We start from the raw sequence: 23,801 nt of genomic DNA, 5'->3' as shown, positions 1-23,801 counted from the left end.
AACCGCCGATGGCCGTGCGTACTCCGCTGACGATGACCACTTCTTGTACTTGTACAGGCATGGATGGTTTTCCTTGGAGAGTGCCGGGAGCAGACTGCCTCCGAGCGGATCGAACGGAGGTCTGCGATATGTGTTGAAAACAGCTTGCGAACTCATGACTCACTTCAATGGATCCGACCAAATGCTCTTCGAGGCAGAAAGCTTTGATCAAATCACTTGCCGCTCGCGCAACTCAGCGATGGTCGCGGTTCCCAAGCCGAGCCGCTCGGCCAGCACTGCATCGGTGTGCTCCCCCAGCAATGGCGGAGCATTGCGGTATTCCACCGGTGTGAGCGACAGGCGGATAGGGCTGGCCACTTGCGGTACGCTGCCGGCCAGCGGATGCGGCAAGACCAGTTTGAGGCCGCGAGCTTGAACCTGCGGGTCATCAAATACTTTGGCCAAATCGTTGATTGGTCCACAGGGCACGCCGGCCACTTCCAATGCGGCAATCCACTCGGCGGTGGTCTTGAATACCGTCACTTGGCGAATAAGGGGGATCAGAACGTCGCGATGAATGACGCGCGACTGATTAGTAGCGAATCGCGGGTCGCTGGCCCACTCGCCATGGCCGGCGACCTCGCAGAATCTGCGGAACTGGCCGTCATTGCCAACGGTGAGGATGAAGTCGCCGTCGGCACTGGGAAAGTCCTGGTACGGCACTATGTTCGGATGGGCGTTGCCAATACGGCAAGGAGCCACGCCGCTGGTCAGGTAGTTCTGCGCCTGGTTGGCTAGACAAGCCACCTGTACGTCGAGCAGCGCCAGGTCGATATACTGGCCAAGACCGGACTGGTCGCGGTGGGCCAACGCAGCGAGTACGGAGGTGGCAGCGTACAGGCCAGTGAGAATGTCGACCAGGGCCACACCGACTTTGATAGGCCCGGCACCTTCCTCGCCTGCACTGCGCCCAGTCAGGCTCATTAGCCCGCCAAGGCCCTGGATCATGAAGTCATAGCCAGGACGCTGGGCGTAGGGACCGTCCTGACCGAAGCCGGTAATTGAGCAGTAGATCAACCGCGGATTAATCTCGCGCAGGCTGGCATAGTCCAGGCCGTAGGCGGCCAGGCCGCCGACCTTGAAGTTCTCCAGCAGAATGTCGGATTGAGCCGCCAGATCGCGAATGATGCGCTGGCCTTCAGCCTGGGTGAAGTCAACGGTCAACGACTTCTTGTTGCGGTTGGCGCACAGATAGTAGGCTGCTTCCGAAGTGTTCTCGCCATTGGCGCCGCGTAGAAACGGCGGGCCCCAGTGGCGGGTGTCGTCGCCCGTGCCGGGACGCTCGACCTTGAGCACCTCGGCGCCGAGATCAGCGAGAATCTGCCCGGCCCAGGGGCCGGCCAGTACGCGGGACAGATCAAGCACGCGGATATGCGATAGAGCTCCAGACATCACGGGTTCTCCGTAGTTGAGCAGGATAAATCGACTATGCAGGACGAAATTTCCAGAACCTATAGTTAATCGCTATCAGAACTTTTAAACATCAATGGATATATTCAATTCTGCTGACCGCAAGAGTTGGTAAGATTCTTATCCATTAATTATTTAAACTTAGTTAATAACAGACTCTAAAAATTTTGTCCTGCAAGCTACGGCGTTTGGCTGCTTTTAGGAAAACGACTGAAGCCCGGTCTGAGCGCGACCCAAGATCAGTGCATGAATGTCATGAGTTCCCTCGTAGGTATTAACCACTTCCAGATTGACCAAATGCCGCGCTATACCGAACTCGTCGCTGATGCCGTTGCCGCCCAGCATGTCGCGGGCCAGACGGGCGATCTCCAGCGACTTGCCGCAGCTGTTGCGCTTCATGATTGAGGTGATCTCCACCGCTGCGGTGCCTTCGTCCTTCATCCGCCCCAGACGCAGGCAGCCCTGCAGGGCCAGGCAGATCTCGGTCTGCATGTCGGCCAGCTTCTTCTGGATCAACTGATTGGCGGCCAGCGGGCGGCCAAACTGATGACGGTCCAGAACATATTGGCGGGCGGTGTGCCAACAGGCCTCGGCGGCGCCCAGAGCACCCCAGGCGATGCCGTAGCGGGCCGAGTTCAGACAGGTAAAGGGTCCCTTGAGACCTCTTACTTCAGGGAAGGCGTTCTCTTCCGGCACGAACACGTTATCCATGACGATCTCGCCGGTGATCGAGGCGCGCAAGCCGACCTTGCCATGGATCGCCGGGGCGCTCAGGCCTTCCCAGCCCTTCTCCAGCACAAAGCCGCGGATATCGCCGGCGTCGTCCTTGGCCCAGACCACAAACACATCGGCGATGGGCGAGTTGGTGATCCACATCTTGCTGCCGGTCAGGCGATAACCGCCCTCGACCTTCTTCGCCCGGGTGATCATCGAGCCCGGGTCGGAGCCGTGGTCCGGCTCGGTCAGGCCGAAGCAGCCGATCAACTCACCGCTGGCCAGCTTCGGCAGGTATTTCTGCTTGGTGGCTTCATTGCCGAATTCGTTGATCGGCACCATCACCAGCGACGACTGCACGCTCAACATCGAGCGGTAACCGGAGTCGATGCGCTCGACCTCGCGGGCAATCAGGCCGTAGCACACATAGTTGAGGCCGCTACCGCCGTATTCGGCGGGAATGGTCGCGCCGAGCAGGCCGGTTTCGCCCATCTCGCGGAAAATCGCCGGATCGGTGTGCTCATGGCGAAAGGCCTCCAGCACCCGCGGCGCCAGTTGGCCGGCAGAGAACTTCTGCGCGCTGGCCTGCACCATACGTTCTTCGTCGGTCAGCTGCTGGTCGAGCAGCAGTGGATCTTCCCATTGGAAACTGACTTTACCAGCCATAAATACCATCCTCGAGATGCTGTTGTTGGCGAAGGCTTGAATGGGCTGATCGTAGTTATCGGCAAGTGTTGGTAGCAAACGACTATTTCGCACGCTATTGTGCTGATTGATCACTCCGAGATGCTTTACTCGCTGATGTGTGAGGATGTGACACATGCGTCGCAAGATTCCCAGCACCGCCGCGCTAATCGCCTTCGAGGCAGCGGCGCGCCATCAGAGCTTCACCAAGGCCGCTGAGGAGTTGGCGCTGACTCAGAGCGCAATATGTAGGCAGATTGCCAGCCTAGAGACCTTTCTGGGCATCGAACTATTCCGCCGCACCCGCCGTGGCGTCAGGCTGACCGAGGACGGGCTGTCCTACAGCCGGCGCATTGCCACCCAGTTGGATGCAGTGGAGCGCGAAACACTGGCTGTCATGGGGCAACAGGGCAGCACCAGCATTGAGCTGGCGGTGGTGCCAACCTTCGCTACCCAGTGGTTGCTGCCGCGACTGAAGGAGTTCCAGCGACTGCACCCGGAAGTTACGGTGAATCTGACCACGCGCACCCGTCCCTTCCTGTTCGCCGACACCGATTTCGATGTCGCGCTGCACTGCGGAGATGCCGGCTGGCCAGGGACTGAGTCCTATTTCCTGATGCGCGAGATTTCGGTGCCGGTGTGCAGCCCAGAGCTGATTGCACCGCTGCGCCAACTCGACGCACAGCAGATCGCCACCCTGCCACTGCTACAGCAGAGCACCCGCCCCTATGCCTGGCGCCAGTGGTTCGGCTCACTCGGCCTGCAGGTCGAAGGCGACATGAGCGGGCCGCGCTACGAGCTGTTCTCTATGCTGGCCCAGGCTGCCATGCATGGCATGGGCGTAGCATTGATCCCACCCATGTTAATCCAGCGCGAGTTGGACGAAGAGCGCCTGATTGTGCCGATGCAGCACACCTATCTGAATGCGAACGACAAGGCCTATTATCTGATCATTCCTGAGCGCAAAGTTAAGTCGGCGGCACTATGCGCCTTCCACGACTGGCTGGTGGAAGAAGCACGGCGTTATTGCCTGGTGGCCAATCTCACCATGTCATGAATAATCAAGGCTCATCGCATTTTCCCGGGAAAGGCAGCTGGACTGGCTCCTATCAAACGGGACACCGCCACCCCGTCCAGCATTGACCGCTCCGCCTTGTCTCAGCGCAAGCGGCTGGAAGGGAGGGCACAACGAATCCATGCGATCTTCCTGCCTCCCTACTCGCCAGAGCTCGACCCGACCGAGATGCTCTGGCGGAGGATCAAGTACGAATGGTTGCCCCTGAGCGCCTACCAAAGCTTCCAGCCATTCTGCAGCCATGTGCACCGGGTGCTGTCGGGTTATGGCGAGAAATATCGGATTAATTTTTGCCGGCACTTGAAATTGCATAAATTGAGTTTTGCGCATAAAATTATGCTTACAAAATCAGGGTAAGTATAAGTCTATGCTTAGCACTCAAAATGGTTCTCTAATCGATGTGGCGCTGCAGCAGATGAAGAAGTCGATTATTTGCTGTGAACTGGCGCCTGGTGAAAAGCTCAAGGTGGCAGAACTCTCCAAGTCTTATGGATTGAGCAGTTCACCAATTAGAGAGGCGCTCAATCGTCTGGCCCAAGAAGGGATCGTCGAGGCCAGTGAAAACAAAGGCTTCCGAGTGGCAAGTTTATCCGTGGATGATTTTCGTGAGCTTACCCACCTACGCTGCTTGTTGGAAAGCGAAGCCCTAGCCGATGCAATCAAACATGGTGATGATACGTGGGAGGCCAATGTACTGGGAGCGTTCCATCGCCTGGAGCTGGTTGAGAAGAGGTTGGGTAGCGTGTCAGTCGTGCTGGACGATGAGTGGGCCGAGCGACATAAGGCATTTCACTTTGCTCTGTTTTCTGCCTGCTCCTCAAGACTACTGTTAAAGGTAATCGATCCACTTTTTGATCGCGCTGATCGTTATCGTCGCTTCTCAGCGCTCCATCGCACCACAATACGTCGTAAAAGCGGTGAGCATAAGCAGTTGATGGACATGGCCTTGGCTCGAAATTCTGAAAAGACGATAACTCTGCTCAATGAGCATATCACCGGAACATTAGAGCACGTGATAGATGCGATCCATAGAGTCTATCCTGATAAGAGTTAAGGTAGGCCTTACTTATATGGACGCCTCCCGGAGCTCAATGGGTAGTCATGGTCGCATGTAGCCAGGAGCAGTGTAAGTGGCCGGCAATCACATCTTGCCGATACTGGCCTCCCAATGCCGGGGGAGCGGATGGGCATGTATTTTTGCAGAGCTCCCTCGGCTGCCCATGGCTCAGAAGTGATATTTGATTAGTAGACTAGTGCTGCTTTGGTTGGTATCGAAGTGTGATGAATCCTTTATGCCATACTTATTTGACCAGTAGTTATATTCGACGCCGACATACAAATGTTTTTCCCCAATCTTCATTAATTTACCAAGGTCATATTTTATCTGCGGATTGAAATGGAGATTGGCATGATAGTTCCGACTCGGATCGCTACTGTCGCTCCTGTTGTTTATGGTCCAATCCATGAAGCCGTCGAAGAGAATATCCGAACGGCCCACCGGAAAGGTGATCGACCATACCGGGTTGAGCATCCAGGAACCGGATGCATGCCGATTGCCCTCCGGTTTGATGTAGAGAATATTCAACTGGGCAAAATTGAAACCCGGGATATCAAAATCAAAGCCTGGGCCGACCCGAAACGCTTCCACATCACCCTGGCCGTACTGGTAGGAGACGGCCAGAAGTACATCCTTGACGGGCCCGAACGACAGATCTTTGCCTGTCAACTTGCCGAAGCTGAAACGAGGCGTTATCTCGCCGTAATACCAATGGTTACCGTTTTGGGTCGAGCCGCCGTTGAACCAGTAGTTATCCCAGAAGGCCCAAAGGTCCCCCCATGTCCAGAGGCTGAAGTGCTCGAAGGTTAAGTTCTGTCGGATATGCGTAGTGACTTGATCGTCTTTGCCCCATAAATAAGTCACACTGTTATCCTGCCAGAGTAGTGGCGATTTGCCTTCCTTCTTCTGCACTTTCTCCGGCACATCTGACGGTGATGGGGGATTGTATCGGGCTTGAGGGAGATTCTCTTCCGAAAATGCAGTTGAGCTAAAAATCATAGCTCCGACCAACATAGATAATACAGATTTTATTTTCATGACTACCTGGATTTTGTTTTTGTTATATAGAGAGCATATATGAGAAATCAGAATAATCATTTTCCAAGGACAAAAAGAAAATAATTCAATTTTTTCTCATACTTTGTCTGTGCAAGCCACTGAAATACAGGAGACTTGGTTCAGAGCAACAGAGAATCCAAGAATATTTTGCTTGAGTGCCTGGCAGTCAAGCTGACGATGATTAGACAGTTACCAGTTGCCCGATATCTGCTCCGCGGGCAGCAGGATTTCCTTGAGCCGTGAGCCCGGCACCGATAGCGGCTTGACCAGGTCGACCATCGACTGAGCATTGACGATGCTATTTGCATCGAAGAACAAGCTTTCACCGTAGACTTGGGAAAATTGTCTGACAGGCGCGCTGAATCAATACCAATGACACCGTACACAAACGCATCGAGCAGCTTGCGCTTGCGTTCGCACAGCTTTTCTGGAGTATCGGTATTGGCCGATGCTGAATACAGGACGATAGCAGCATCAATGTAACTGATGGTGCGAGAGGAACATTCCGGGCTTGCCTGACGGATATGCTGCATCTTCATGAAAAAACCTCTTCTGTTTTTTTATTGTTGTAATAATTGAGCTTATTCATTCGTGCGATGGCACGAGTAGTCAGGCTGTTGGGGTATGATCCACTCCTCGGCTAATGACTCAAAAGCGTGTTAATGATTTTCGTCGCGCACAATGAAAGCCAGGCCTGCCTTGGCGATCTGCACATCGAACTCGGACTTCACACCGCTTACGGCAATGCCGCCAACGACTTGGCCTTCAAACAGGACAGGTAGGCCGCCTCCCATCGGAATTACTCCTGCAAGAGACGCAGCACCTGCATGTCCGGCTGCCATCATCTCGGCAAAGAAACTCGTGGGACGGTGGGTAAGAGCTGAGCAGCGCGCCTTGTCGATAGCGATCTGGGCTGAGGACTTGGAAGCTCCGGGCAGGCGTCGGAACGCGACTAGGTGCCCGCCATCATCAACGACTGCGATGGAAACCGCCCAACCATTGTGAATGGCTTCTTCTTCCGCGGCAGCCAGCATGCCATCTACTTCTTTCAGCTCGAGAACGGACTTCAACTGCATATCAGTATACCTCCGCATGGGTAAAACATTATGACGCCGCTCTTGATTAACAGTGCCCGGTACTTCAGGGCGTTAGTTCAATCAAGTAGTTCTGCCTGGCCTCAATGCATAAAGCTCATGTGCAGGAAAATAAAAATCAATGGGCTACAAGAGAATACCTTGAAAGCCCTGATTCAAGAGCCTGTTATCAACCAAGCTGTATCTACTCGATAAGCAAAGATTTTTTCGATATTTTCATGCTCAGAAAATCATCATGACATATTGATATTTAAAAATTTTTCCAAGGCTCAATAACAGGTTCTAGATGATACTTACAGACCTTTTTCCAATTCTGGAACAGCCTCGAACAGATCCACCACCAGGCTGTAGTCGGCCACCTGGAATATCGGTGCCTCGAGAGCCTTGTTGAGCGCCACGATCACCTTCGTGCCCTTCATCCCCACCAGGTGCTGGATCGCCCCGGAGATGCCCAACCGCGATGTATGTGAGTTGTGGTATGGCTCACACGTGCGTATATGCGGTCTTAACTGTGGTAAAAAATTCGGCGGCGTAGCGGCCTTGTTCCCGGGGTCCGTAACTGGAACCTTTAGTCCCTCCAAAAGGAACGTGATAATCCACCCCTGCAGTGGGCGTGTTCACCATCACCATTCCGCTTTGCACGTGTTGCTTGAAATGCGTGGCGTATTTCAGCGAAGTCGTGCAGATGCCGGCAGATAAGCCGAAAGGCGTACCGTTGGCGAGCTGCAGGGCATGTTCGTAGTTATCGGCTGGTATCGCGCAGGCGATGGGGCCGAAGATTTCCTCCTGGGCGATACGCATATCCGCTGCGGTATCGATGAACAGCGCAGGGCTCATGAAGTATCCGTGGGTATCGCGCTTCAAAGGCTGACCACCGGTGGCCAGTACGGCCCCCTCCGCTTGCCCGATGCTGACGTAATTCAGATTCTGCTCATATTGCGCCTGGTCTGCCACTGGGCCGATCTGGCTGTCGGCATGTAGTGCGTGGCCGACGCGCAGGCTCTCCAATCGCTCCTGAACGCCTTCGACAAATCGCCGGTAGATGCCTTTCTCGACGATGAAGCGTGACGACGCAGTGCATCGTTGTCCCGTGGAGAAGTAGGAGCCTTGAACCGCGCACTCGATGGCCTGCGCCAAGTCCGCGTCATTCATGATCACCAGAGGATTCTTGCCGCCCATTTCCAACTGCAACTTGGCGAAGCGGGCGCTGGCAGTTTGCAGCAGGTTGCGTCCGGTCTCCGCCGAGCCGGTGAAGCTGATGGCTTTGACCCGTGGTGATTCGACCATGGCCTGGCCAACGACCCCGCCGCGGCCCATCAGAAGATTGAAGGTGCCGTCCGGTAGCCCGGCACGACTGATGATTTCACTCAACGCCCAGGCGGAACCGGGAACCAGGTCGGCCGGCTTGAAAACCACGCTGTTGCCATAGGCCAAGGCCGGAGCAATCTTCCAGGCTGGAATCGCAATAGGGAAGTTCCAAGGGGTTATGATGGCGACGACCCCGACCGGTTGACGCAGAATATCGATCTCGATCCCAGGGCGCACCGAGGCCATGTGTTCGCCTTGAATGCGCAGCACCTCACCGGCGAAAAACTTGAAGACTTGCCCTGCGCGAGTGACTTCGGCGATGGCTTCGACCAGCACCTTGCCTTCCTCACGGGCCAGTAATATGCCGAGTTCTTCACGTCGGGCGAGGATTTCACTGCCAATGAAGTCGAGCGCATCCGCTCGCTGCTGGAGACTTCTGGCCGCCCATATTGGTTGTGCCTGCTCCGCAGACTCGATGGCAGCCAGGGTATCCTGCGCGCTGGCCTGGGTATACAGACCGACTTGATCTGCGGTGTCCGAGGGGCTCAGGTTCACGCGAGTGCCTGTTCCTTCGCGCCACTCCCCTGCTATTAAATTCTTGTACATAGGGCGTCACATACCTGCATGTCTGGCGGCCTGAACATGTCAGGCCGCACAAGATGGGTTACCAGCGAACGCGTTGCTCGTCGATCTGCTTGCGGATCGACTGCATCCATTCGGCACGGGTCTGGAAGCCAGGGCGGCTACGGCACATGGCTTCCGTCTGAGCGATGATCTGCTCATCACTCTGCTCGAGATTCAGCGGTTCGCGGCAGGGCTGGCTGCTGTAGAAAGGCGAGTCCACATACATCTCGATCGGATTACCCTCAGGATCCCTGAAATATATGGACCAAGCATTGCCATGGTCGATTTGCTCGATATCCCGGATGCCGTTTTCCTTGGCGAATTGGTAATAGCTCTTGAGGTCCTTGAGTGAATCCAGAAGGAAGGACAACTGGTTGATCGGATTGTATGGCAGATCAGTCGGCTTACCGTCGAATAGCACCACTTGGTGATGAACTTCCGGGTTCTGTGTCATGAAGAACAGACGGTGGCCGGTTGAGGCAACACCTTTGTCGCTGACAATAAAGCCGAGCTTCTGGCAGTAGAACTCGAGCATGTTCTCCAGGTCAGTGCAGTGTATGCCGGTATGGGTGAAGTTGATTCTAGGCAGGGTGGCCATGCGGATTGAACTCCCGTTTTTATGGTTGCCCGAGGAAAACTCAGGCTTCGTCGATTACCGGATTGGACAGGGTGCCGATCTGCGAGATGGTTACTTCGAAGACATCACCCGGTTTGAGGAAGATTGGCGGATTGCGTTTGAAACCAATACCGCTGGGGGTACCGGTTGCCAGGATGTCACCTGGATTCCAGGTTAGAGCCTTGGAAACATAGGAAATCAGGTGCGGTATATCGAACGCCAGCTCCGAGAGAGCGCCCTCTTGCATCTGCTCGCCGTTGAGAATGCCGCGTACTTTCAGTTCCCGGTAGTCGGCAATTTCGTCGGCGGTCACCAACCATGGCCCTAGAGAGCCAGTGCTGCGGAACGTTTTGCCCATGCCGTATTGATGGGTGTGGAACTGCCAGTCGCGAACGCTGGCGTCGTTGAAACAGGTATAGCCCGCGACATGTTCCATAGCATTTTCAGGGGCGATATGAGCGCCACCCTTGCCTATCACCACGGCCAGCTCGGCCTCAAAATCGAACTCCTTGGACACCACTGGGCGCAGCAGCGGGGCATTGTGAGCCAGCAGCGTTTCCGCGAAGCGCTGGAAAATCACCGGGTACTGACCGACCTTGCGTCCAGCCTCCTCGGCGTGCGCAACGTAATTAATGCCCACGCAGATGATTTTGCCGGGCGCAGGAATCACCGGATCCAGTTGCACGTCGCTGAGCGCGCAGTCGGCAGTGGCGCTGCTGGCATAGGCTTTTGCCTGCTCAAGCAGGCTGGTATCGGCCAGCAGGCTGGCCAGGTTGGGGGTGGAAGGGAACTGTTTGCTCAGGTCGACGACCTTTTCCCCGATGACTGCGCCGAAGCGAGCCTGGCTGTTCTTGCGATACGAAATCAGCTTCATCCTGTTGTCTCCTTTTTGTGCATAAAAACTATCTTGTTGCACTATACCCCATAAAATGCATACTGTGGAAGCCTAGTAGCAAGAACTGACGAAGTGGGATCAGCAGGAGACGAAAAATGTCATTGGTGAGAATTCGAAAGCTCAAACTGGATGTCGAAGAGGTGCTTCACGAGGGGGGGCCAGTCGCAGCCAAGCCATTGAAGGTCGCAGTTGCCCTGGCGATCGTGGAAAACCCCTACGCCGGAAAATATGTCGAGGATTTGTTGCCCTTCATGGAGGAGTTAAGGGCTTTGGGTAGGGATCTATCCAACCGATTGATCACTGCGCTGGGTGGCGCGGACAAGGTTCAGGCATACGGCAAGGGCGCCATTGTCGGAGAGGACGGTGAGCTCGAGCACGGTGCCGTCTGGCATGAGGCAGGTGGCTGGGCAATGCGTGAGGCTTTGGGTAATCCAAAGGCCATTGTGCCGGCCGCGAAAACCATTGCCGGTCCGGGGTGTCGGGTGATGATTCCCTTGGGGCATATCCAAGCCGCTTATGTGCGCAGCCATTTCGGGGTTGCCGAAATGACCGTGTGGGATGGTCCACGCCGTAACGAAATTGTTTTTGGCCTGGCCATGGCGACCGGTGGTCGTATCCACGCCCGGCTCGGAGGACTGGCTGTCAGCGACGTGCAAGGCGAGGATGGCTTGCGTTAAGACTGCTGCCATCCACACGGTTGGCGCAAAACAGCTTATTACGGTTACTCGCCAACCTCGCTACCGAGGTGCTGATTGGGTGAGTGGTTGAAAGAACAAAAACGATAGTGTGGGAGATAGCAATGGCAACAAAAATGATGCGTGCTGCTCGTATGTATGAGTGTGGCAAACCCATGGTGATTGAGGAGATCCCGGTTCCCACACTTCGTCCTACTGAGGTGCTGGTCAAGGTCAAGGCTTGTGGCATCGTCCCCAACCTACACAATATCCTGACCAACTGGGTCAACTGGTTCCCAGAGTTGCCACTACCGAAGCTGCCGGCTATTTTCGGCCTGGATCCGGCGGGTGTTATCGAAGCGATTGGCGAGCAAGTGTATGACTTCAAGCCGGGTGATCGGGTCTACGTCAATCCGGCTCGCCACTGCGGCTCCTGCCGTGCCTGTCGGTCAGGCAACACCACTGGCTGTACGGCCTATACCTTCAATGGTTACTTCGGCTTCACTCCGCGAAGCCCACGTATGTTTGAGGACTACCCGTACGGTGGCCTGTGCGAGTACATGCCAGCGCCGCAGTACAGCCTGGTCAAACTGCCGGACTGCATGAGCTTCGAGACGGCTGCGCGCCTAGGCTACCTGGGTACCGCTTATCGTGCGCTGCTCAAGGCCAATGTTGGCCCCAGCAGCACCATCCTGATCAATGGCATCAGCGGTACCCTCGGCCTTGGGGCTTTGGCCCTGGCATTGGCCATGGGGGTGCGCAAGATTCTCGGCACGGCACGCAATGAAGCTCTGTTCCAACGGGTGAAGGACTTGGCTGCGCCCGGCCGTATCGAGATTCACAAGTTGGGCAGCTGCCCAACCTCTGAGTGGGTGAACAATGTCACCCAGGGCGGCGGTCTGGATGTGGTGATCGATGCGCTGGGTCCTGGCGCCCCTGCCGATAGCCTGGTTGACTCAATGCGCTGCCTGCATCGCAGTGGTCACCTGGTCAACGTTGGTGCTGTCGCCGACAAAGTGCCGCTGGATATGCACTGGATGATGGACAACGACATCTCGGTCAGCGGCTCAGTCTGGTTCACCACCGGCCAAGGGCAGCAAATGGCCGATATGGTCGAGTCGGGCGTACTTGATCTGTCGTTCTTCGAACACAACACCTTCCCGCTGGATCAGATCAACGAGGCCATATCTGGGATCGAAAATCGCCTTGGTGGGTTCAGCAATTACGTTATCTGCCCGTGAGGACAATGGTGGGCTGAGTGCTTCTGCACTTCGCCCACCCATGCCTTGCGACAGGTTTCGAACGCTTGCTGATCATGAGGAGATCTCTGATGCAGATACGAAGAGTGGTGACGGGCCATGATGCGCTCGGCAATGCTGTGTTTGTTTCCGACGGGATGGCGCCGCGAGCCAAGGACTTCACCGATATACCCGGTCACGGCATAGCCCAGGTGTGGTGTACCGAAGGTTCGCCGATGCTGCCCGTCTCTGCTGCCAAAGACCTGACTCTCTTGCAAGGCTCGCTGATACCAAGTGCAGGGAATACATCATTACTGGCTGTGAGCTTTCCTCCGGACAGTGTAATGGCTTCGCCGTTGGACCCGAAGCGTGCCTTCGAAGAAATGACAGCGGCACTGCCTGGGCTGATTGAACGCTTCGAAGTCGAACACCCAGGTATGCACCGCACGCCGACTGTCGACTATGCCGTGTTGCTTGAAGGTGAACTGTATCTGGAATTGGACAATGGCGAGCAGCGCTTGCTGCGGGCCGGCGATGTGGTAATTCAAAACGGTACGCGCCATGCGTGGCGCAATAAGTCCCAACGGCTGGCCAAGGCGATTTTCTTCATGCTGGGAGCAAGCACCTCGGCAACTGATTCCTTGGCCCCCTAACAATGGGGTTGCCGAAATGGCCATATAGGCGTGGCCCACGCTGTAATGAAATTGCTTTTGGCCTGACCATGGCGACCGGTAGTCATATTTACATCTGGCTCGGAGGAGTGACTGTCGGCGACGTGCAAGGCAGGAATGGGTTGCGTTAAGACTGTTGCCATCCACACGGCTGGCACAGCACAGCTTATTGTTACGGTTACTCGCTAACAAGGTAGCTGGTTGGGTAAGTGGTTGAAAAAACAAAAACAATAGAGTGGGAGATAACAATGACAACAAAAATGATGCGTGCTGCTCGTATGTATGAATGTGGTAAACCCATGGTGATCGAAGAGATGCCGGTTCCTACACTTCGTCCTATTAAGGTGCTGGTCAAGGTCGAGGCTTGTGGCATCGTCCCAACGGCGGCCTCGCCTGAGCTCCAGATTGAAAAGGAGCAATAACCATGAGCCAGCAAGCAGAAGCCTTGGCACACCGCAAACCATCAGCGCTCAGGTTCGTCGCCTTCACTACCGTTGCGGCCCTGACTGCCGCGCTGGCGGCGGGGGCGAGCGCAGCGCTGACTCTGCCCGTATGGGCGATGTTCGTCGGCTTTGTCGCCTTCTTCAGTCGTGGGCCAAGCAGTCGCGATGGTGCGATCAACCTGGCCTGTGTCTGGCTGGGGCACGCCTTAGGCATCGGCTCGGCGTTGACGCTCGGTGTGCTGGCACCCAGTCTGGGAGTGTTCGCGCTGCCGATTGCGGTCTTCATCGTCACAATGATCGTCGTGTCGCTGCGCGCACTGCCCTGGCTAAACAACATCCTGGGCTATTTCCTGGGCGTGATCACCTTCTTTGCCGCGCATCTCGAGCCTTCTCTAGAAAGTCTCGCGCTGCTTGGCGGAGCCACCGGGCTAGGCGCGATGGCCGGCTGGATCGCCTACCAATTGCAACACCACCTGATCCATGAGAACTGACTTCGCCCGCTTGATTTGGCTCAGCCTGACCTGAAGACGTGAAGCCCTGCGCCCGGGCAAACGCACGGGCGCAAGGGGTAAGCATCTTGCACTTGCATACGTTGATAGCAACCACTGAGGCTGGGCAAGATCAGGCGGGCGCAGCACCCATTATCAGATCAATTGGCCCGCCTCCGCCGTAACTCCGCCGTAACTCCGCCGTCCATCAGTGCCTCATAACCAGCGCAACCTGCGCGCCGATATCCCCACTCCTTTTCAAACACGCCCCCCGAGAGTCTCTAGACTGCTAATGACCGACCGGCGCAACCGGCAGGCACCCAGTCAATCGGCAAGGCGGAACACGCGGATGACCCACTCCAGACAAGGCTCCTGGCTTCAATGGCGGCTGGCCACGCTCCTGATCGTGTCGTGGCTCCTGGCAGGCTGCGGCATCAACGACATTCCCACCTACGACGAGCAAGTGAAGGCGACCTGGGGGCAGGTGGAGAACCAGTACCAGCGGCGCGCCGACCTGATCCCCAATCTGGTGGAAACGGTCAGGGCCTACGCCCAGCACGAGCGGGAGACCCTGACCGCGGTGATCGAGGCGCGGGCCAAGGCCACCTCCATCCAGGTGGATGCCGACACGCTGGATGATCCGCAGAAGCTGCAGCAGTACCAGCAGGCGCAGGACCAGTTGAGCGGTGCGCTGAGCCGGCTGATGGTGGTGTCGGAGCGCTATCCCGAGCTGAAGGCCAACCAGAATTTCCTCGCCCTGCAGTCCCAGCTGGAAGGCACCGAAAACCGCATCGCGGTGGCGCGCCGCGACTTCATCGCCGCGGTGGAGCGCTACAACACCGAGATCCGCACCTTCCCCGGACGCATCTGGCACAGCCTGCTCTACCGCGACCTGCCGGTCCGCGAAAGCTTCGAGGCCACGAGCCAGGGTGCAGAACAGGTACCGCAAGTGAAGTTCCAATGACACTGGCACCCAGGCTCCTTCAGGGCCTGCTGCTCTGCGCCTGGGTCCTGGTCGCCCAGGCCCAGGAGGCCGGCTTCCTTGCCTTGACTGGACGGGTGGTGGATCGTGCCGAACTGCTCGATGCCGCGACCGAGGCGCGCCTGACGCAGATCCTGGCGGCCCATGAGCAGGCCAGCGGCGACCAGTTGGTGGTGGTCACCGTGCCGGATCTGGCGGGGAGCAACATCGAAGAGTTCGGCGTCGAGCTGGGCCGCCGCTGGGGCATCGGCCAGAAGGGCAGGGACAACGGCGCGCTGCTGATCGTCGCGCGCGACGAGCGGCGGGTCCGCATCGAGGTCGGCTATGGCTTGGAGGGACGCCTGACCGACGCCCAGTCCGCGCTGATCATCCACAACATCATCGTTCCGGCCTTCCGGCAGGGCGACTTTGCCCGCGGCATCAGCGAGGGCGTCACGGCGATGCTCTGGGTACTGGGCGGCAAGCCCCTGCAGGGCGAACAGGGCCTGATCCCCGACACGCAGGAGTCGGACGAGCCGTCGTCGCTCCTGCTGATCGTGCTGTTGGCGATCATCCTGCTGCTGGTTCGCGGCGGGCGCGGCCGCAGCGCCCTGTTGGCCGGCGCCCTGCTCGGCGGCCTGCGCCATGGCGGAGGCGGCGGGGGTGGCGGTTTTGGCGGGCGCGGCGGCGGCTTTGGCGGCGGCGGCGCCTCCGGTGGCTGGTAGGGACGCTAATCGATGACATTGTTGACCGAAAGCGAACAGCGGCAGGTCGCCGCGGCGATCGAACGGATCGAGCGGGAAACGGACGCCGAGCTGGTGACGGTGCTGGCGGCCCGGGCCGACGACTACACCTACATCTCCCTGCTCTGGGCCGGGCTGCTCGCCCTGCTGCTGCCCGGCGCGCTGAACCTCGTCGGCAACTGGCTCGGAGCCGGACAGCTGCTGCTGGTGCAGTGGGCGACCTTCATCCTGTGCAGCCTGCTGTTCCGCCTGCCCGCCCTCACCACCCGGCTGGTCCCGCGCCCGGTGCGCCACTGGCGCGCCAGCAACCTGGCGCGGCGGCAGTTCATCGAACTCGGCCTGCATCACACCGAGGCGGAAAGCGGCATGCTGATCTTCGTCGCCGAAGCCGAGCGCTATGTGGAGATCCTGGTGGACCGGGGGATTGCCAGCCGCCTGGACGACTCGAACTGGCAGGCGGTCGTCGAAACCTTCACCGCCCAGGTGAAGCGCGGCGAGACGCTGCAGGGCTTTCTCGCCTGCATCGAGGCCTGCGGTGCGCTGCTCAAGGAACAGCTGCCCGCCACCCATGAACGCAACGAGCTGCCCAACCGCCTGGTGATCCTGCCGTAGGAGAGCACCGGGCACCGGCCTGCCCACCAGGCAGGAAGGTCGAAGTGAACGGAGCAGGCGCACTTTGCGCGCTCCGCGAGTCAAACCTGCAATGCCCCATGCGGAGACAGACCATGCTGCGCCTCGCTCGCCTGCTCATCGGTACTCCTCTCCTGCTTCTCCTCGGCGGCTGCGGCGACACCGCCAGGCTGCCGGTCGACACGGGCTATGGCCCGCAACCGCAACTGCCCGCGCCGAACCCGAGCCTGATCCCCACGGTGAACATCGCCACGGCGGTCGGCTGGCCGCCAGGCAAGCAGCCCACCGCCGCCGCGGGCCTGCAGGTGAAGGCCTTCGCCAGCGGTCTGGACCATCCGCGCACGCTGCTGACGCTGCCCAACGGCGACGTGCTGGTCGCCGAGACCAACGCGCCGGCCAAGCCCGACGACAACGGGGGCGTTCGCGGCTGGGTGATGAAGAGGGCGATGGCCCGCGCCGGTGCCGGCGTGCCCAGCGCCAACCGCATCAGCCTGCTGCGCGACGGGGACGGTGACGGAGTCGCGGAAATCCGCACGACGCTGCTGGAGAACCTCAACTCGCCGTTCGGCATGGCGCTGGTCGGTGACCAGCTCTATGTCGCCAATACCGACGCCGTCGTCCGCTTCCCCTACCGGGAAGGCGAAACCAGGATCGACGTCCCCGGCGTGAAGGTAGCCGACCTGCCGGCCGGGACGCTGAACCATCACTGGACCAAGGACCTGATCGCCAGCCGCGACGGCCGCAGGCTCTACGTCACCGTGGGCTCCAACAGCAACGTCGCCGAGCACGGCATGGCGGTCGAGGAGAACCGCGCCGCCGTGCTCGAGGTCGATCCGGCCAGCGGCGCCACCCGCCTGTTCGCCTCCGGCCTGCGCAACCCCAACGGCCTGGCCTGGCAGCCGCAAAGCGGCGCGCTCTGGGTGGCGGTCAACGAGCGCGACGAGATCGGCAGCGACCTGGTGCCGGACTACATGACCTCGGTGAAGGACGGCGGCTTCTACGGCTGGCCCTACAGCTACTACGGCCAGCACGTCGACGAGCGCGTCAAACCGCCGCGTCCGGATCTGGTGGCCAAGGCCCTGGTGCCGGATTACGCCCTCGGCCCGCACACCGCCTCCCTGGGCCTGACCTTCTACCAGGGCGGACTGCTGCCGCCGCGCTACCGCAACGGCGCCTTCGTCGGCCAGCACGGCTCCTGGAACCGCAAGCCGCGCAGCGGCTACAAGGTGATCTTCGTGCCCTTCGACGACCAGGGCCGCCCCGCCGGGCCGCCGGAAGACATCCTCACCGGATTCGTCGACGAGGCGAAGGACGAGGCCTACGGCCGGCCGGTCGGCGTGACGGTCGACAAGGCGGGCGCGCTGCTGGTGGCCGACGATGTGGGGAATGTGGTGTGGCGGGTCACGCCGGCGCCCTGAGCCGGAAGTGGGCTAGATACCGGATCACTGCTGCAACTGTAGGTCGGGTTAGCCCGTAGGGCGTAACCCGACGCGACAGGCAATGCCGGGCAGGCTGTCGGGTTACGCTACGCTAACCCGACCTACGGAGCGGCCATCCACGCATGTCGTTATCCTGATCGCCCCCAAAAGGCGAATCTGAATAGGGTGAAACTGCTCTAGCGGAGTTTTTTCAGCAGCTCTTCGAGCTTTTCCGGAATCTGGCTCAGGCCATGGCGGGCCGCCTGCTTGCGGATCGCGACCCGGTCGCCGTCGAATTGCACTGTCTCGCTGACCACGGCCAGGCGCTCGCCCTGCATCAGGGCATAGGCATAGCACTGGGTGCCGCCCGGGTCCTCCTCGGAGTCGTCGGCCACGCCGGTATTGGCCACCGCCAGATCGGCACGGCTGGCCTTGAGCGCGCCGATCGCCATTTCCGTGGCGACTTCCTCGCTGGTCAGCCCGAACCGCTCCATGGTCGCGAAGTCGACGCCCAGCAGGCGGTGCTTGGACTGCGGCGAATAGACGATGAAGCCGCAGTCCAGCACCTGGCCGCAGCCGGGCTCGTTCGCCAGCAGCGAGGCCATGAGGCCGCAGGTGCAGGACTCGGCCGTGCTCAGCTTCAGCTTGCGCTCCTGGAGAAACGCCACCAGCTTCCCGACATCCTGCATGCTCGCACTCCGCACGTTGAGGGATCGACCCGCCCCTGGATCAGTGCGGTAGAGGGACGTCCGGCGCGAATAGTTCAGGGAAAATGCCCAGCGGTAGAGGCATGCTCCGCAAGGAGGACGGCCGGCTCCCCTCGGCGCCGCCTCGCAGCCTCAGCGAAACTCCTTGTAGTTCAGGTTGTGCCGGGCCATGCGCAGGCCGAGGATGCGCCGGGTCAGGCCCAGGTGGGCGGCGGCCTCGGTCATGTTGCCCTTGTGCAGCTTGAGGGCCTCGACGATCAGCTCGTATTCCGCCTGCCCCAGACGTACGTCGAGAATGCCGCCGGCGGCAGGACTCTCGGAAACCGCCGGGATCTGCAGGGAAGGCGGCAGGTGGTGGGCCTCGATGACGCCGCCCTCGCAGAGGATCACCGCCCGCTCGATGACGTTCTCCAGTTCGCGCACGTTGCCCGGCCAGTGGTAGCACATCAGCATGCTCATCGCCGGCGCGGCGATGCGCTCCACCGCGACGCCCATCTCGGCGGAGAAGCGCGCGACGAAATGCTCCGCCAGGGTGGCGATGTCGCTGCCGCGCTCGCGCAGCGGCGGCACGGTGATGGGGAAGACGTTGAGCCGGTAGTAGAGATCCTCGCGGAAGCGGCCCTGCTCCACCATCGCCCGCAGGTCGCGGTTGGTGGCGGCGAGGATGCGCAGCTCGACCTGGTGGGTGAGGTTGCCGCCGACCCGCTCGAAGCTCTTTTCCTGCAGTACCCGCAGCAGCTTGGCCTGCATGGCCAGGGACAGCTCGCCCACCTCGTCGAGGAAGATGGTGCCGCCGTCCGCCGCCTCGAAACGCCCGCGCCGCTGGTTCGCCGCCCCGGTGAAGGCGCCGCGCTCGTGGCCGAACAGCTCGCTCTCGATGACGCTCTCCGGCAGGGCGGCGCAGTTGAATTTGACGAAGGGGCCCTCGGCATTGCTGCTGTTGTAGTGGATGGCGCTGGCCACCAGCTCCTTGCCCACGCCGTTCTCGCCGAGGATCAGCACCGTAGTCCGCGAGCGGGTGACCTTCTCGATCAGCGCGTAGACCTCCTGCAGCGGCCGCGAGCTGCCGATGATGTTGCTGGGCCTGAAGCGGCTCTGCAGAGCCGAGCGCAGGCGGCGGTTCTCGTCCTCCAGAGCGACCTTGCGCACGTGCTCCTGCAGGTGCAGCTCCACCGCCTGGGCGGTGGTGGCGGCGAGGATGGCGAGGATCTCCGCGTCCAGTTCGAGCATCTGCCGGTTGGCGTAGTGGCGCTCGGCGACGATGGCGCCGAGCACCTTGCGGTCGCGGCGGATCGGCACGCAGAGGAAGGACTGGCTGCCCGCCTCGCCGGGCAGCAGCACCGCCCGGCCGCTGTCCACCACCTGGGCGACGATGTCCTCGCCATGGGCGAGGCTGCCCGAGGCCTCCTCCTCCTCGCTCAGGCCGCAGCCCTGCTGGACGAAGATCCGCCCCGACTCCGGATCGCGCAGGGTCACCATGCCGCGCGTCACCTTCAGATGGCGCTGCATCAGCTCCAGCAGCACCCGCAGGATGCCGGCCAGGTCGCCGCCCTCGCTGGCGATGCGCCCCAGCTCGCCGAGCAGCGGCAGCAGATCGGTGCGGCATTCGCCCATGTCCCATTCGCAGGGCTTGTCCTGCACCGGCAGCTCCCGACCGGAAAGCGCGTCCACGGAATGCGACTTCATTGACGTTCTCCAGATGCTCCGCTGGCGCGCCGCCAGGGCAGCGTCAACCGGGGAAGGGGCTGAACCGGCTGCTCGCCGGCGGCCTTCAGCCCGCCGGGTTGCAGCCGGGCCTCGAGGATTTCCTCCATCCAGTGGCGGACCCTGTCGACATCGGCGTCCACCGCGGGAATGAAGGATTCCGCCGCGTAGGCGCTGAGGGCGGCCGGCTCGCGCAGCTCGAAGAAGGCCCGGCGTATGGCCTCGCGCAACTCCACCGGCAACCCTTCGCGGAAGGTCCACAGGTATTCGGGAATCGGCGGCGACTCGGCGAGGATGCGCACGGCCCGCCGTTCCAGGCGCCTCTCGGCGAGCAGGCGGCGAAGGACCTGGAGGGACAGTCCGCCGGCCGCCGACTGGCCGGCGGCCACCGCTGCGGCCACCTGGTCGTGGGCGCCGAGGGTGCGGCGCACATAGTCTCGGTCAGCGGCCAGCCCCGCCCGCAACAGCATGTGCCGGGGCACCCAGGCGCCGGAAGTGGAAGCCAGGTCGCCCATGGCGATCTCCGCGCCGCGCAGTTGTTCGAGGCTTTTCACCGGGCTGTCGGCGGGCACGAGGATCGCCGCCTGGAAAGTCGGCCCCCGGCTGCCGCCGTGGGTGGGCCGGGCGAAAGGCTCCAGGCCGGCGTGGCGACTCTGCAGGATGTAGGTCACCGGGCCGAGGTAGGCCAGATCCAGTTGTCCCCGGCGCAGGGCCTCGCCGGTGGCCACGTAGGTACTGCCGACCAGCAGCTTCACCGGCAGTCCCAGGCGGCGCTCCAGGCTGACGCGCAGGGGTTCGTTGAGTCGTTCCACCACCGCCCGGGACTCGCCGGGCAGCAATCCGCATCTGAGGGCTTTCATAATCGACTGGCTAACAGCATCTCCGGAGAGTGGTCGCGCCGCCAGGGCGGCATCCGCAGAAGACACAGCAAGCTCCGTTCCAGGCGCCGCGCCCCCTCGATCGGCCCCCGAGCGGGGCAGAACGTACGGATGCGAACCAAATACCGGCCGATTGCGCACCGGCCGGAACAGCCCGAGGCCGGAGGCACGCGGGAAGGAGCCCGCCGGGCGCGGCAGCGAAGGCCCGCCGGATGCCGGCCCCGGCCACGCAGCGAGCGGCAGGGGCGAAGAGCCGCAGCGCTGGCTCCGATCTTGCGAGGGGCGCCCCATCCCCCCGTCCAGGAGCAACCGCCATGTCCGAGTCCGCTTCGTCACAGCCCGCCAGCGCCCGCATCTACCGTCTTGAGCCCTATCACTTCAGCCATCACCTGCCGCCGGACACCCGCGCCAGGCTGAAGGAAATCTTCGCCCACTGGAACGAGGCGGAAAAAGCCGAGACACTGGTCCGGGAAATCATCGACCAGGCGCCGGACACCCTGGGCGTGCGCATCGTCGCCTACCGCTTCTATTTCTACCGGCGGCGCTCGCTGGAAGCCGCGCACTGGGCGCTGGCCTGCATCGAGTGGCTGTCCCGGCGCCTCGGCCTGCCGGCGGACTGGCGCGAGGTCCGCGCGGACATGGCCGACTTCGTCCACTGGCACGCCTTCACCCGTCTCTGGCTGCAGTCGCTCACCGCCTACGCCTACAACCTGGCCCGCCTGGGCCGCGAGGCCGAATCCCTGGAGGCGCTGGACAAGGTGGAGGAGCTGGACCCCAGCGGCAAGCTGGGCGCGCCGCGCCTGCGCCAGGTGTTCAGCGGCCCGCGCGGCGACGCTGGCATGCTGTTTCCCAAGGCGTTCGAGAACTGGCGCTTTCCACAGAAGGCCATGCAGCAGGGCGAGATCTGAAGGGATCGCATCGGTGCCGGGCAAGCGGTGCAACTGATCGGGAGGGAGATGACGAGCCGGTACGCTTTCCACATAATAATAATTATTATCATTAGTACCGAAAGCCGGGCTCTCGCCGTGAACACAGGCAACCTCGATCGTCACAACCTGCTGCACAGCCTCTATCTGGATCATCGCCTCTGGCTCAACGGCTGGCTCAGGCGCCGGCTGGGCTGCCCGCACAGCGCCGACGACCTGACCCAGGACGCCTTCGTGCAGGTCATGGGCTCCCGCGACCTGCTGCGCCTCGAGCAGCCGCGGGCCTTCCTGACCACCATCGCCAAGCGGCTGCTGTTCAACCACTACCGTCGCCAGGACGTCGAGCGCGCCTACCTCGAAGCCCTGGCGGCGCTGCCTGCCGCGGAGCAGCCCAGCGAGGAGGTCCGCGCCATCGCCATGGAGACCCTGCTGGAGCTGGCGCGGCTGCTGGAAGACCTGCCGCTGCCGGTCCGCCAGGCGTTCCTCTACGCCCAGCTCGACGGTCTGCCCTATGCCGAGATCGCCGAGCGCCTGGGCATCTCCCTCGCCACGGTCAAGCGCTACCTCGCCAAGGCGGCGCAGCGCTGCTACTTCGCCGAGCTGCACGAATGAAGCCGCCGGTTTCCGAACGGGTCGCCGAGGAGGCGGTGCGCTGGCTGGTCGAGCTGCAGGAGGGCGCCGACGAGCAATTGCGCCGCGACTGGCAGCGCTGGCGCGCAGCCGACCCCGAGCACGAGCGCGCCTGGCAGCGCATCGAGAGCGTCAACCGGCGCCTGCGCGGCCTGCCGCCCGCGGCGGCGCGGGCCGCCGTGGAAGGCGCGCCGGCACACAGCCGCCGCCAGGTACTGGGGATGCTCGGCCTGGTCGCCGTCGCCGCGCCTGTCGTATGGCTGGCCGGCCGCCAGGCGCAGCCCTGGCTGGCCGACTACCGCACGGGCGTTGGGGAACGCCGCGACATCACCCTGGCCGACGGCAGCCGGCTGAGCCTGAACACCGACAGCGCGGTCGACCTGCGTCTGGAAGCCAGCTCGCGCAGGCTCGAGCTGCTGCGCGGCGAGATCCAGCTCGAGGTCGCTTCCGGCGCATCGCCGTTCCGCGTCGCCACCGCCCAGGGTTCGCTGCTGATCGAACAGGCCCGCTTCAACCTGCGCCAGTACGCCGACCACTGCCGGCTCGGCGTGCTGGAAGGCTCGGTGCAGGTGCGCTGCGCCGCGCGCCCGGAGTTGCAGGCGACGCTCACAGCCGGCCAGCAGATCCGCTTTGAGAGCCACAGGCTCGGCACACCGCAGCCCTTCGAAGCCGCCGTCGCTGCCTGGCGCAACGGCATGCTGGTAGCCAGCAACATGCGCCTGGCGGACTTTCTCGACGAACTCGGCCGCTACCACAGCGGCTGGCTCGGCTGCGATCCGCGCGTCGCCGATCTGCGCCTGTCCGGCACCTATCCCCTGAGAGACAGTCGCGCCATCCTGGCGATGCTCGAAATCGCCCTGCCGGTCAGAATCCACCAGCGCACCCGCTATTGGATCAGCGTCCAGCCCCGCCACGGCTAGGGCCTGTCATCGCTTGTTTCCACGATCGCGTTGCCGCCGGAAATCGGCCCGGGCAGGACGCAGCCCTTGGCAATGGTCGCTCCCTTGCCAAGGGCTGCAATCGACAGGGACGGGGCCGATTTGGCGCAGTGCTGCGTTGCCTGTGGTTCATTCGGACTGATCGAACTTCTCTCCTCATGCAATCCACAGGGATGT

26 protein-coding genes and 1 pseudogene are annotated in these 23,801 nt (G+C 61.0%); 15 read left to right on the top strand and 12 right to left on the bottom strand.

Going from position 1 to position 23,801, the window contains the following annotated elements; translation table 11 throughout:
* Positions 1-207 precede the first annotated feature (207 nt).
* Positions 208-1,431: a CaiB/BaiF CoA transferase family protein gene (locus tag EV691_RS17120; protein WP_131298583.1), complete on the bottom strand. Its 1,224-nt coding sequence runs from the start codon at positions 1,429-1,431 to the stop codon at positions 208-210.
* A gap of 216 nt (positions 1,432-1,647) precedes the next feature.
* On the bottom strand, positions 1,648-2,829 hold the full coding sequence (locus tag EV691_RS17115) for an acyl-CoA dehydrogenase (protein ID WP_131298588.1): 1,182 nt from the start codon (positions 2,827-2,829) through the stop codon (positions 1,648-1,650).
* A gap of 154 nt (positions 2,830-2,983) precedes the next feature.
* On the opposite strand from EV691_RS17115, the gene EV691_RS17110 reads away from it, so the two are divergent.
* From EV691_RS17110 to EV691_RS17100, 3 genes are all read left to right on the top strand, one after another.
* Positions 2,984-3,904 (top strand): LysR substrate-binding domain-containing protein, encoded by a 921-nt coding sequence (locus tag EV691_RS17110; RefSeq protein ID WP_131298582.1) that lies wholly within the window; start codon positions 2,984-2,986, stop codon positions 3,902-3,904.
* A gap of 96 nt (positions 3,905-4,000) precedes the next feature.
* Entirely contained in the window at positions 4,001-4,279 is a 279-nt protein-coding gene (locus EV691_RS24290; RefSeq protein ID WP_165496543.1) for a transposase, read from the top strand.
* 10 nt (positions 4,280-4,289) lie between these two features.
* Entirely contained in the window at positions 4,290-4,976 is a 687-nt protein-coding gene (locus EV691_RS17100; protein WP_131298581.1) for a GntR family transcriptional regulator, read from the top strand.
* Between the two features lie 171 nt (positions 4,977-5,147).
* On the opposite strand, the gene EV691_RS17095 is transcribed toward EV691_RS17100, so the two are convergent.
* From EV691_RS17095 to EV691_RS17065, 7 genes and pseudogenes are all read right to left on the bottom strand, one after another.
* A complete protein-coding gene (locus EV691_RS17095) occupies positions 5,148-6,017 on the bottom strand; it encodes an outer membrane protein OmpK (RefSeq protein ID WP_242672538.1) in 870 nt (289 codons plus the stop codon).
* Positions 6,018-6,157: 140 nt separating this feature from the next.
* A complete protein-coding gene (locus EV691_RS24285) occupies positions 6,158-6,577 on the bottom strand; it encodes a hypothetical protein (protein WP_423220371.1) in 420 nt (139 codons plus the stop codon).
* A gap of 120 nt (positions 6,578-6,697) precedes the next feature.
* Positions 6,698-7,114, bottom strand: a complete 417-nt coding sequence (locus EV691_RS17085) for a GlcG/HbpS family heme-binding protein (RefSeq protein WP_131298579.1) — start codon at positions 7,112-7,114, stop codon at positions 6,698-6,700.
* Positions 7,115-7,425: 311 nt separating this feature from the next.
* Positions 7,426-7,587 (bottom strand): annotated as a pseudogene (locus EV691_RS17080) (electron transfer flavoprotein subunit alpha/FixB family protein); the annotation flags it as partial.
* Between the two features lie 28 nt (positions 7,588-7,615).
* Positions 7,616-9,046: an aldehyde dehydrogenase family protein gene (locus tag EV691_RS17075; RefSeq protein ID WP_131298578.1), complete on the bottom strand. Its 1,431-nt coding sequence runs from the start codon at positions 9,044-9,046 to the stop codon at positions 7,616-7,618.
* Positions 9,047-9,104: 58 nt separating this feature from the next.
* Positions 9,105-9,662, bottom strand: a complete 558-nt coding sequence (locus EV691_RS17070) for a VOC family protein (protein WP_131298577.1) — start codon at positions 9,660-9,662, stop codon at positions 9,105-9,107.
* Between the two features lie 40 nt (positions 9,663-9,702).
* Positions 9,703-10,554: a fumarylacetoacetate hydrolase family protein gene (locus EV691_RS17065; RefSeq protein ID WP_131298576.1), complete on the bottom strand. Its 852-nt coding sequence runs from the start codon at positions 10,552-10,554 to the stop codon at positions 9,703-9,705.
* A gap of 116 nt (positions 10,555-10,670) precedes the next feature.
* On the opposite strand from EV691_RS17065, the gene EV691_RS17060 reads away from it, so the two are divergent.
* From EV691_RS17060 to EV691_RS17020, 9 genes are all read left to right on the top strand, one after another.
* Positions 10,671-11,252, top strand: a complete 582-nt coding sequence (locus EV691_RS17060; RefSeq protein WP_131298575.1) for an amino acid synthesis family protein — start codon at positions 10,671-10,673, stop codon at positions 11,250-11,252.
* A gap of 122 nt (positions 11,253-11,374) precedes the next feature.
* Positions 11,375-12,490, top strand: a complete 1,116-nt coding sequence (locus EV691_RS17055) for an alcohol dehydrogenase catalytic domain-containing protein (RefSeq protein WP_131298574.1) — start codon at positions 11,375-11,377, stop codon at positions 12,488-12,490.
* An 89-nt stretch (positions 12,491-12,579) separates the two neighbouring features.
* Positions 12,580-13,140 (top strand): cupin domain-containing protein, encoded by a 561-nt coding sequence (locus tag EV691_RS17050; protein WP_131298573.1) that lies wholly within the window; start codon positions 12,580-12,582, stop codon positions 13,138-13,140.
* 227 nt (positions 13,141-13,367) lie between these two features.
* Complete coding sequence (locus tag EV691_RS23930) at positions 13,368-13,580, top strand: hypothetical protein (protein WP_242672537.1); 213 nt, start codon at positions 13,368-13,370, stop codon at positions 13,578-13,580.
* Between the two features lie 2 nt (positions 13,581-13,582).
* Positions 13,583-14,092, top strand: coding sequence for a DUF1097 domain-containing protein (locus EV691_RS17040; RefSeq protein ID WP_131298572.1), 510 nt, complete (start codon positions 13,583-13,585; stop codon positions 14,090-14,092).
* A 346-nt stretch (positions 14,093-14,438) separates the two neighbouring features.
* Positions 14,439-15,053, top strand: coding sequence for a LemA family protein (locus tag EV691_RS17035; protein ID WP_131298571.1), 615 nt, complete (start codon positions 14,439-14,441; stop codon positions 15,051-15,053).
* Positions 15,050-15,775 (top strand): TPM domain-containing protein, encoded by a 726-nt coding sequence (locus EV691_RS17030; RefSeq protein ID WP_131298570.1) that lies wholly within the window; start codon positions 15,050-15,052, stop codon positions 15,773-15,775. The genes EV691_RS17035 and EV691_RS17030 overlap by 4 nt, the downstream gene beginning before the upstream one ends.
* 12 nt (positions 15,776-15,787) lie before the next feature.
* Complete coding sequence (locus tag EV691_RS17025; RefSeq protein ID WP_131298569.1) at positions 15,788-16,405, top strand: TPM domain-containing protein; 618 nt, start codon at positions 15,788-15,790, stop codon at positions 16,403-16,405.
* Between the two features lie 113 nt (positions 16,406-16,518).
* Positions 16,519-17,841, top strand: coding sequence for a PQQ-dependent sugar dehydrogenase (locus EV691_RS17020; RefSeq protein WP_131298568.1), 1,323 nt, complete (start codon positions 16,519-16,521; stop codon positions 17,839-17,841).
* A 197-nt stretch (positions 17,842-18,038) separates the two neighbouring features.
* On the opposite strand, the gene EV691_RS17015 is transcribed toward EV691_RS17020, so the two are convergent.
* From EV691_RS17015 to phnD, 3 genes are all read right to left on the bottom strand, one after another.
* Entirely contained in the window at positions 18,039-18,530 is a 492-nt protein-coding gene (locus EV691_RS17015) for a CinA family protein (RefSeq protein ID WP_131298567.1), read from the bottom strand.
* A 150-nt stretch (positions 18,531-18,680) separates the two neighbouring features.
* Positions 18,681-20,234, bottom strand: a complete 1,554-nt coding sequence (gene vnfA3 / locus EV691_RS17010; protein WP_131298566.1) for a vanadium-dependent nitrogenase transcriptional regulator VnfA3 — start codon at positions 20,232-20,234, stop codon at positions 18,681-18,683.
* The gene (gene phnD, locus EV691_RS17005) at positions 20,231-21,178 is read right to left on the bottom strand and encodes a phosphate/phosphite/phosphonate ABC transporter substrate-binding protein (protein WP_377802336.1); all 948 of its coding nucleotides are present in this window, start codon (positions 21,176-21,178) and stop codon (positions 20,231-20,233) included. Before phnD ends, vnfA3 begins: the two co-directional genes overlap by 4 nt.
* Before the next feature lie 266 nt (positions 21,179-21,444).
* Between phnD and EV691_RS17000 the strand changes: the two genes are divergently transcribed.
* The 3 genes from EV691_RS17000 to EV691_RS16990 all read left to right on the top strand — a co-directional run bounded on the left by EV691_RS17000 (position 21,445) and on the right by EV691_RS16990 (position 23,606).
* Positions 21,445-22,038: a hypothetical protein gene (locus EV691_RS17000; protein WP_131298564.1), complete on the top strand. Its 594-nt coding sequence runs from the start codon at positions 21,445-21,447 to the stop codon at positions 22,036-22,038.
* A gap of 147 nt (positions 22,039-22,185) precedes the next feature.
* A complete protein-coding gene (locus EV691_RS16995) occupies positions 22,186-22,668 on the top strand; it encodes a sigma-70 family RNA polymerase sigma factor (protein WP_131298585.1) in 483 nt (160 codons plus the stop codon).
* On the top strand, positions 22,665-23,606 hold the full coding sequence (locus EV691_RS16990) for a FecR domain-containing protein (protein ID WP_131298563.1): 942 nt from the start codon (positions 22,665-22,667) through the stop codon (positions 23,604-23,606). The genes EV691_RS16995 and EV691_RS16990 overlap by 4 nt, the downstream gene beginning before the upstream one ends.
* The last annotated feature ends 195 nt before the right edge of the window (positions 23,607-23,801 follow it).

The sequence above is a fragment of the Azotobacter chroococcum genome, from assembly GCF_004339665.1.
In the GTDB taxonomy this organism is placed as follows: Bacteria; Pseudomonadota; Gammaproteobacteria; order Pseudomonadales; family Pseudomonadaceae; genus Azotobacter; species Azotobacter chroococcum.
Note: the sequence above shows the minus strand (reverse complement) of the source record. Positions and strands in the feature narration are given on the sequence as shown.

Coding starts and splice junctions, on each gene's coding strand:
- EV691_RS17060 (WP_131298575.1), top strand. CDS start 10,671: ATGTCATTGGTGAGAATTCGAAAGCTCAAACTGGATGTCGAAGAGGTG.
- EV691_RS17030 (WP_131298570.1), top strand. CDS start 15,050: ATGACACTGGCACCCAGGCTCCTTCAGGGCCTGCTGCTCTGCGCCTGG.
- EV691_RS17000 (WP_131298564.1), top strand. CDS start 21,445: ATGTCCGAGTCCGCTTCGTCACAGCCCGCCAGCGCCCGCATCTACCGT.
- EV691_RS17025 (WP_131298569.1), top strand. CDS start 15,788: ATGACATTGTTGACCGAAAGCGAACAGCGGCAGGTCGCCGCGGCGATC.
- EV691_RS17035 (WP_131298571.1), top strand. CDS start 14,439: ATGACCCACTCCAGACAAGGCTCCTGGCTTCAATGGCGGCTGGCCACG.
- EV691_RS16990 (WP_131298563.1), top strand. CDS start 22,665: ATGAAGCCGCCGGTTTCCGAACGGGTCGCCGAGGAGGCGGTGCGCTGG.
- EV691_RS17050 (WP_131298573.1), top strand. CDS start 12,580: ATGCAGATACGAAGAGTGGTGACGGGCCATGATGCGCTCGGCAATGCT.
- EV691_RS17040 (WP_131298572.1), top strand. CDS start 13,583: ATGAGCCAGCAAGCAGAAGCCTTGGCACACCGCAAACCATCAGCGCTC.
- EV691_RS17020 (WP_131298568.1), top strand. CDS start 16,519: ATGCTGCGCCTCGCTCGCCTGCTCATCGGTACTCCTCTCCTGCTTCTC.
- EV691_RS17055 (WP_131298574.1), top strand. CDS start 11,375: ATGGCAACAAAAATGATGCGTGCTGCTCGTATGTATGAGTGTGGCAAA.
- EV691_RS17070 (WP_131298577.1), bottom strand. CDS start 9,662: ATGGCCACCCTGCCTAGAATCAACTTCACCCATACCGGCATACACTGC.
- EV691_RS24285 (WP_423220371.1), bottom strand. CDS start 6,577: ATGAAGATGCAGCATATCCGTCAGGCAAGCCCGGAATGTTCCTCTCGC.
- EV691_RS17115 (WP_131298588.1), bottom strand. CDS start 2,829: ATGGCTGGTAAAGTCAGTTTCCAATGGGAAGATCCACTGCTGCTCGAC.
- EV691_RS17100 (WP_131298581.1), top strand. CDS start 4,290: ATGCTTAGCACTCAAAATGGTTCTCTAATCGATGTGGCGCTGCAGCAG.
- EV691_RS17015 (WP_131298567.1), bottom strand. CDS start 18,530: ATGCAGGATGTCGGGAAGCTGGTGGCGTTTCTCCAGGAGCGCAAGCTG.
- EV691_RS17085 (WP_131298579.1), bottom strand. CDS start 7,114: ATGCAGTTGAAGTCCGTTCTCGAGCTGAAAGAAGTAGATGGCATGCTG.
- vnfA3 (WP_131298566.1), bottom strand. CDS start 20,234: ATGAAGTCGCATTCCGTGGACGCGCTTTCCGGTCGGGAGCTGCCGGTG.
- EV691_RS17120 (WP_131298583.1), bottom strand. CDS start 1,431: ATGTCTGGAGCTCTATCGCATATCCGCGTGCTTGATCTGTCCCGCGTA.
- EV691_RS17110 (WP_131298582.1), top strand. CDS start 2,984: ATGCGTCGCAAGATTCCCAGCACCGCCGCGCTAATCGCCTTCGAGGCA.
- EV691_RS17065 (WP_131298576.1), bottom strand. CDS start 10,554: ATGAAGCTGATTTCGTATCGCAAGAACAGCCAGGCTCGCTTCGGCGCA.
- EV691_RS17095 (WP_242672538.1), bottom strand. CDS start 6,017: ATGAAAATAAAATCTGTATTATCTATGTTGGTCGGAGCTATGATTTTT.
- EV691_RS17075 (WP_131298578.1), bottom strand. CDS start 9,046: ATGTACAAGAATTTAATAGCAGGGGAGTGGCGCGAAGGAACAGGCACT.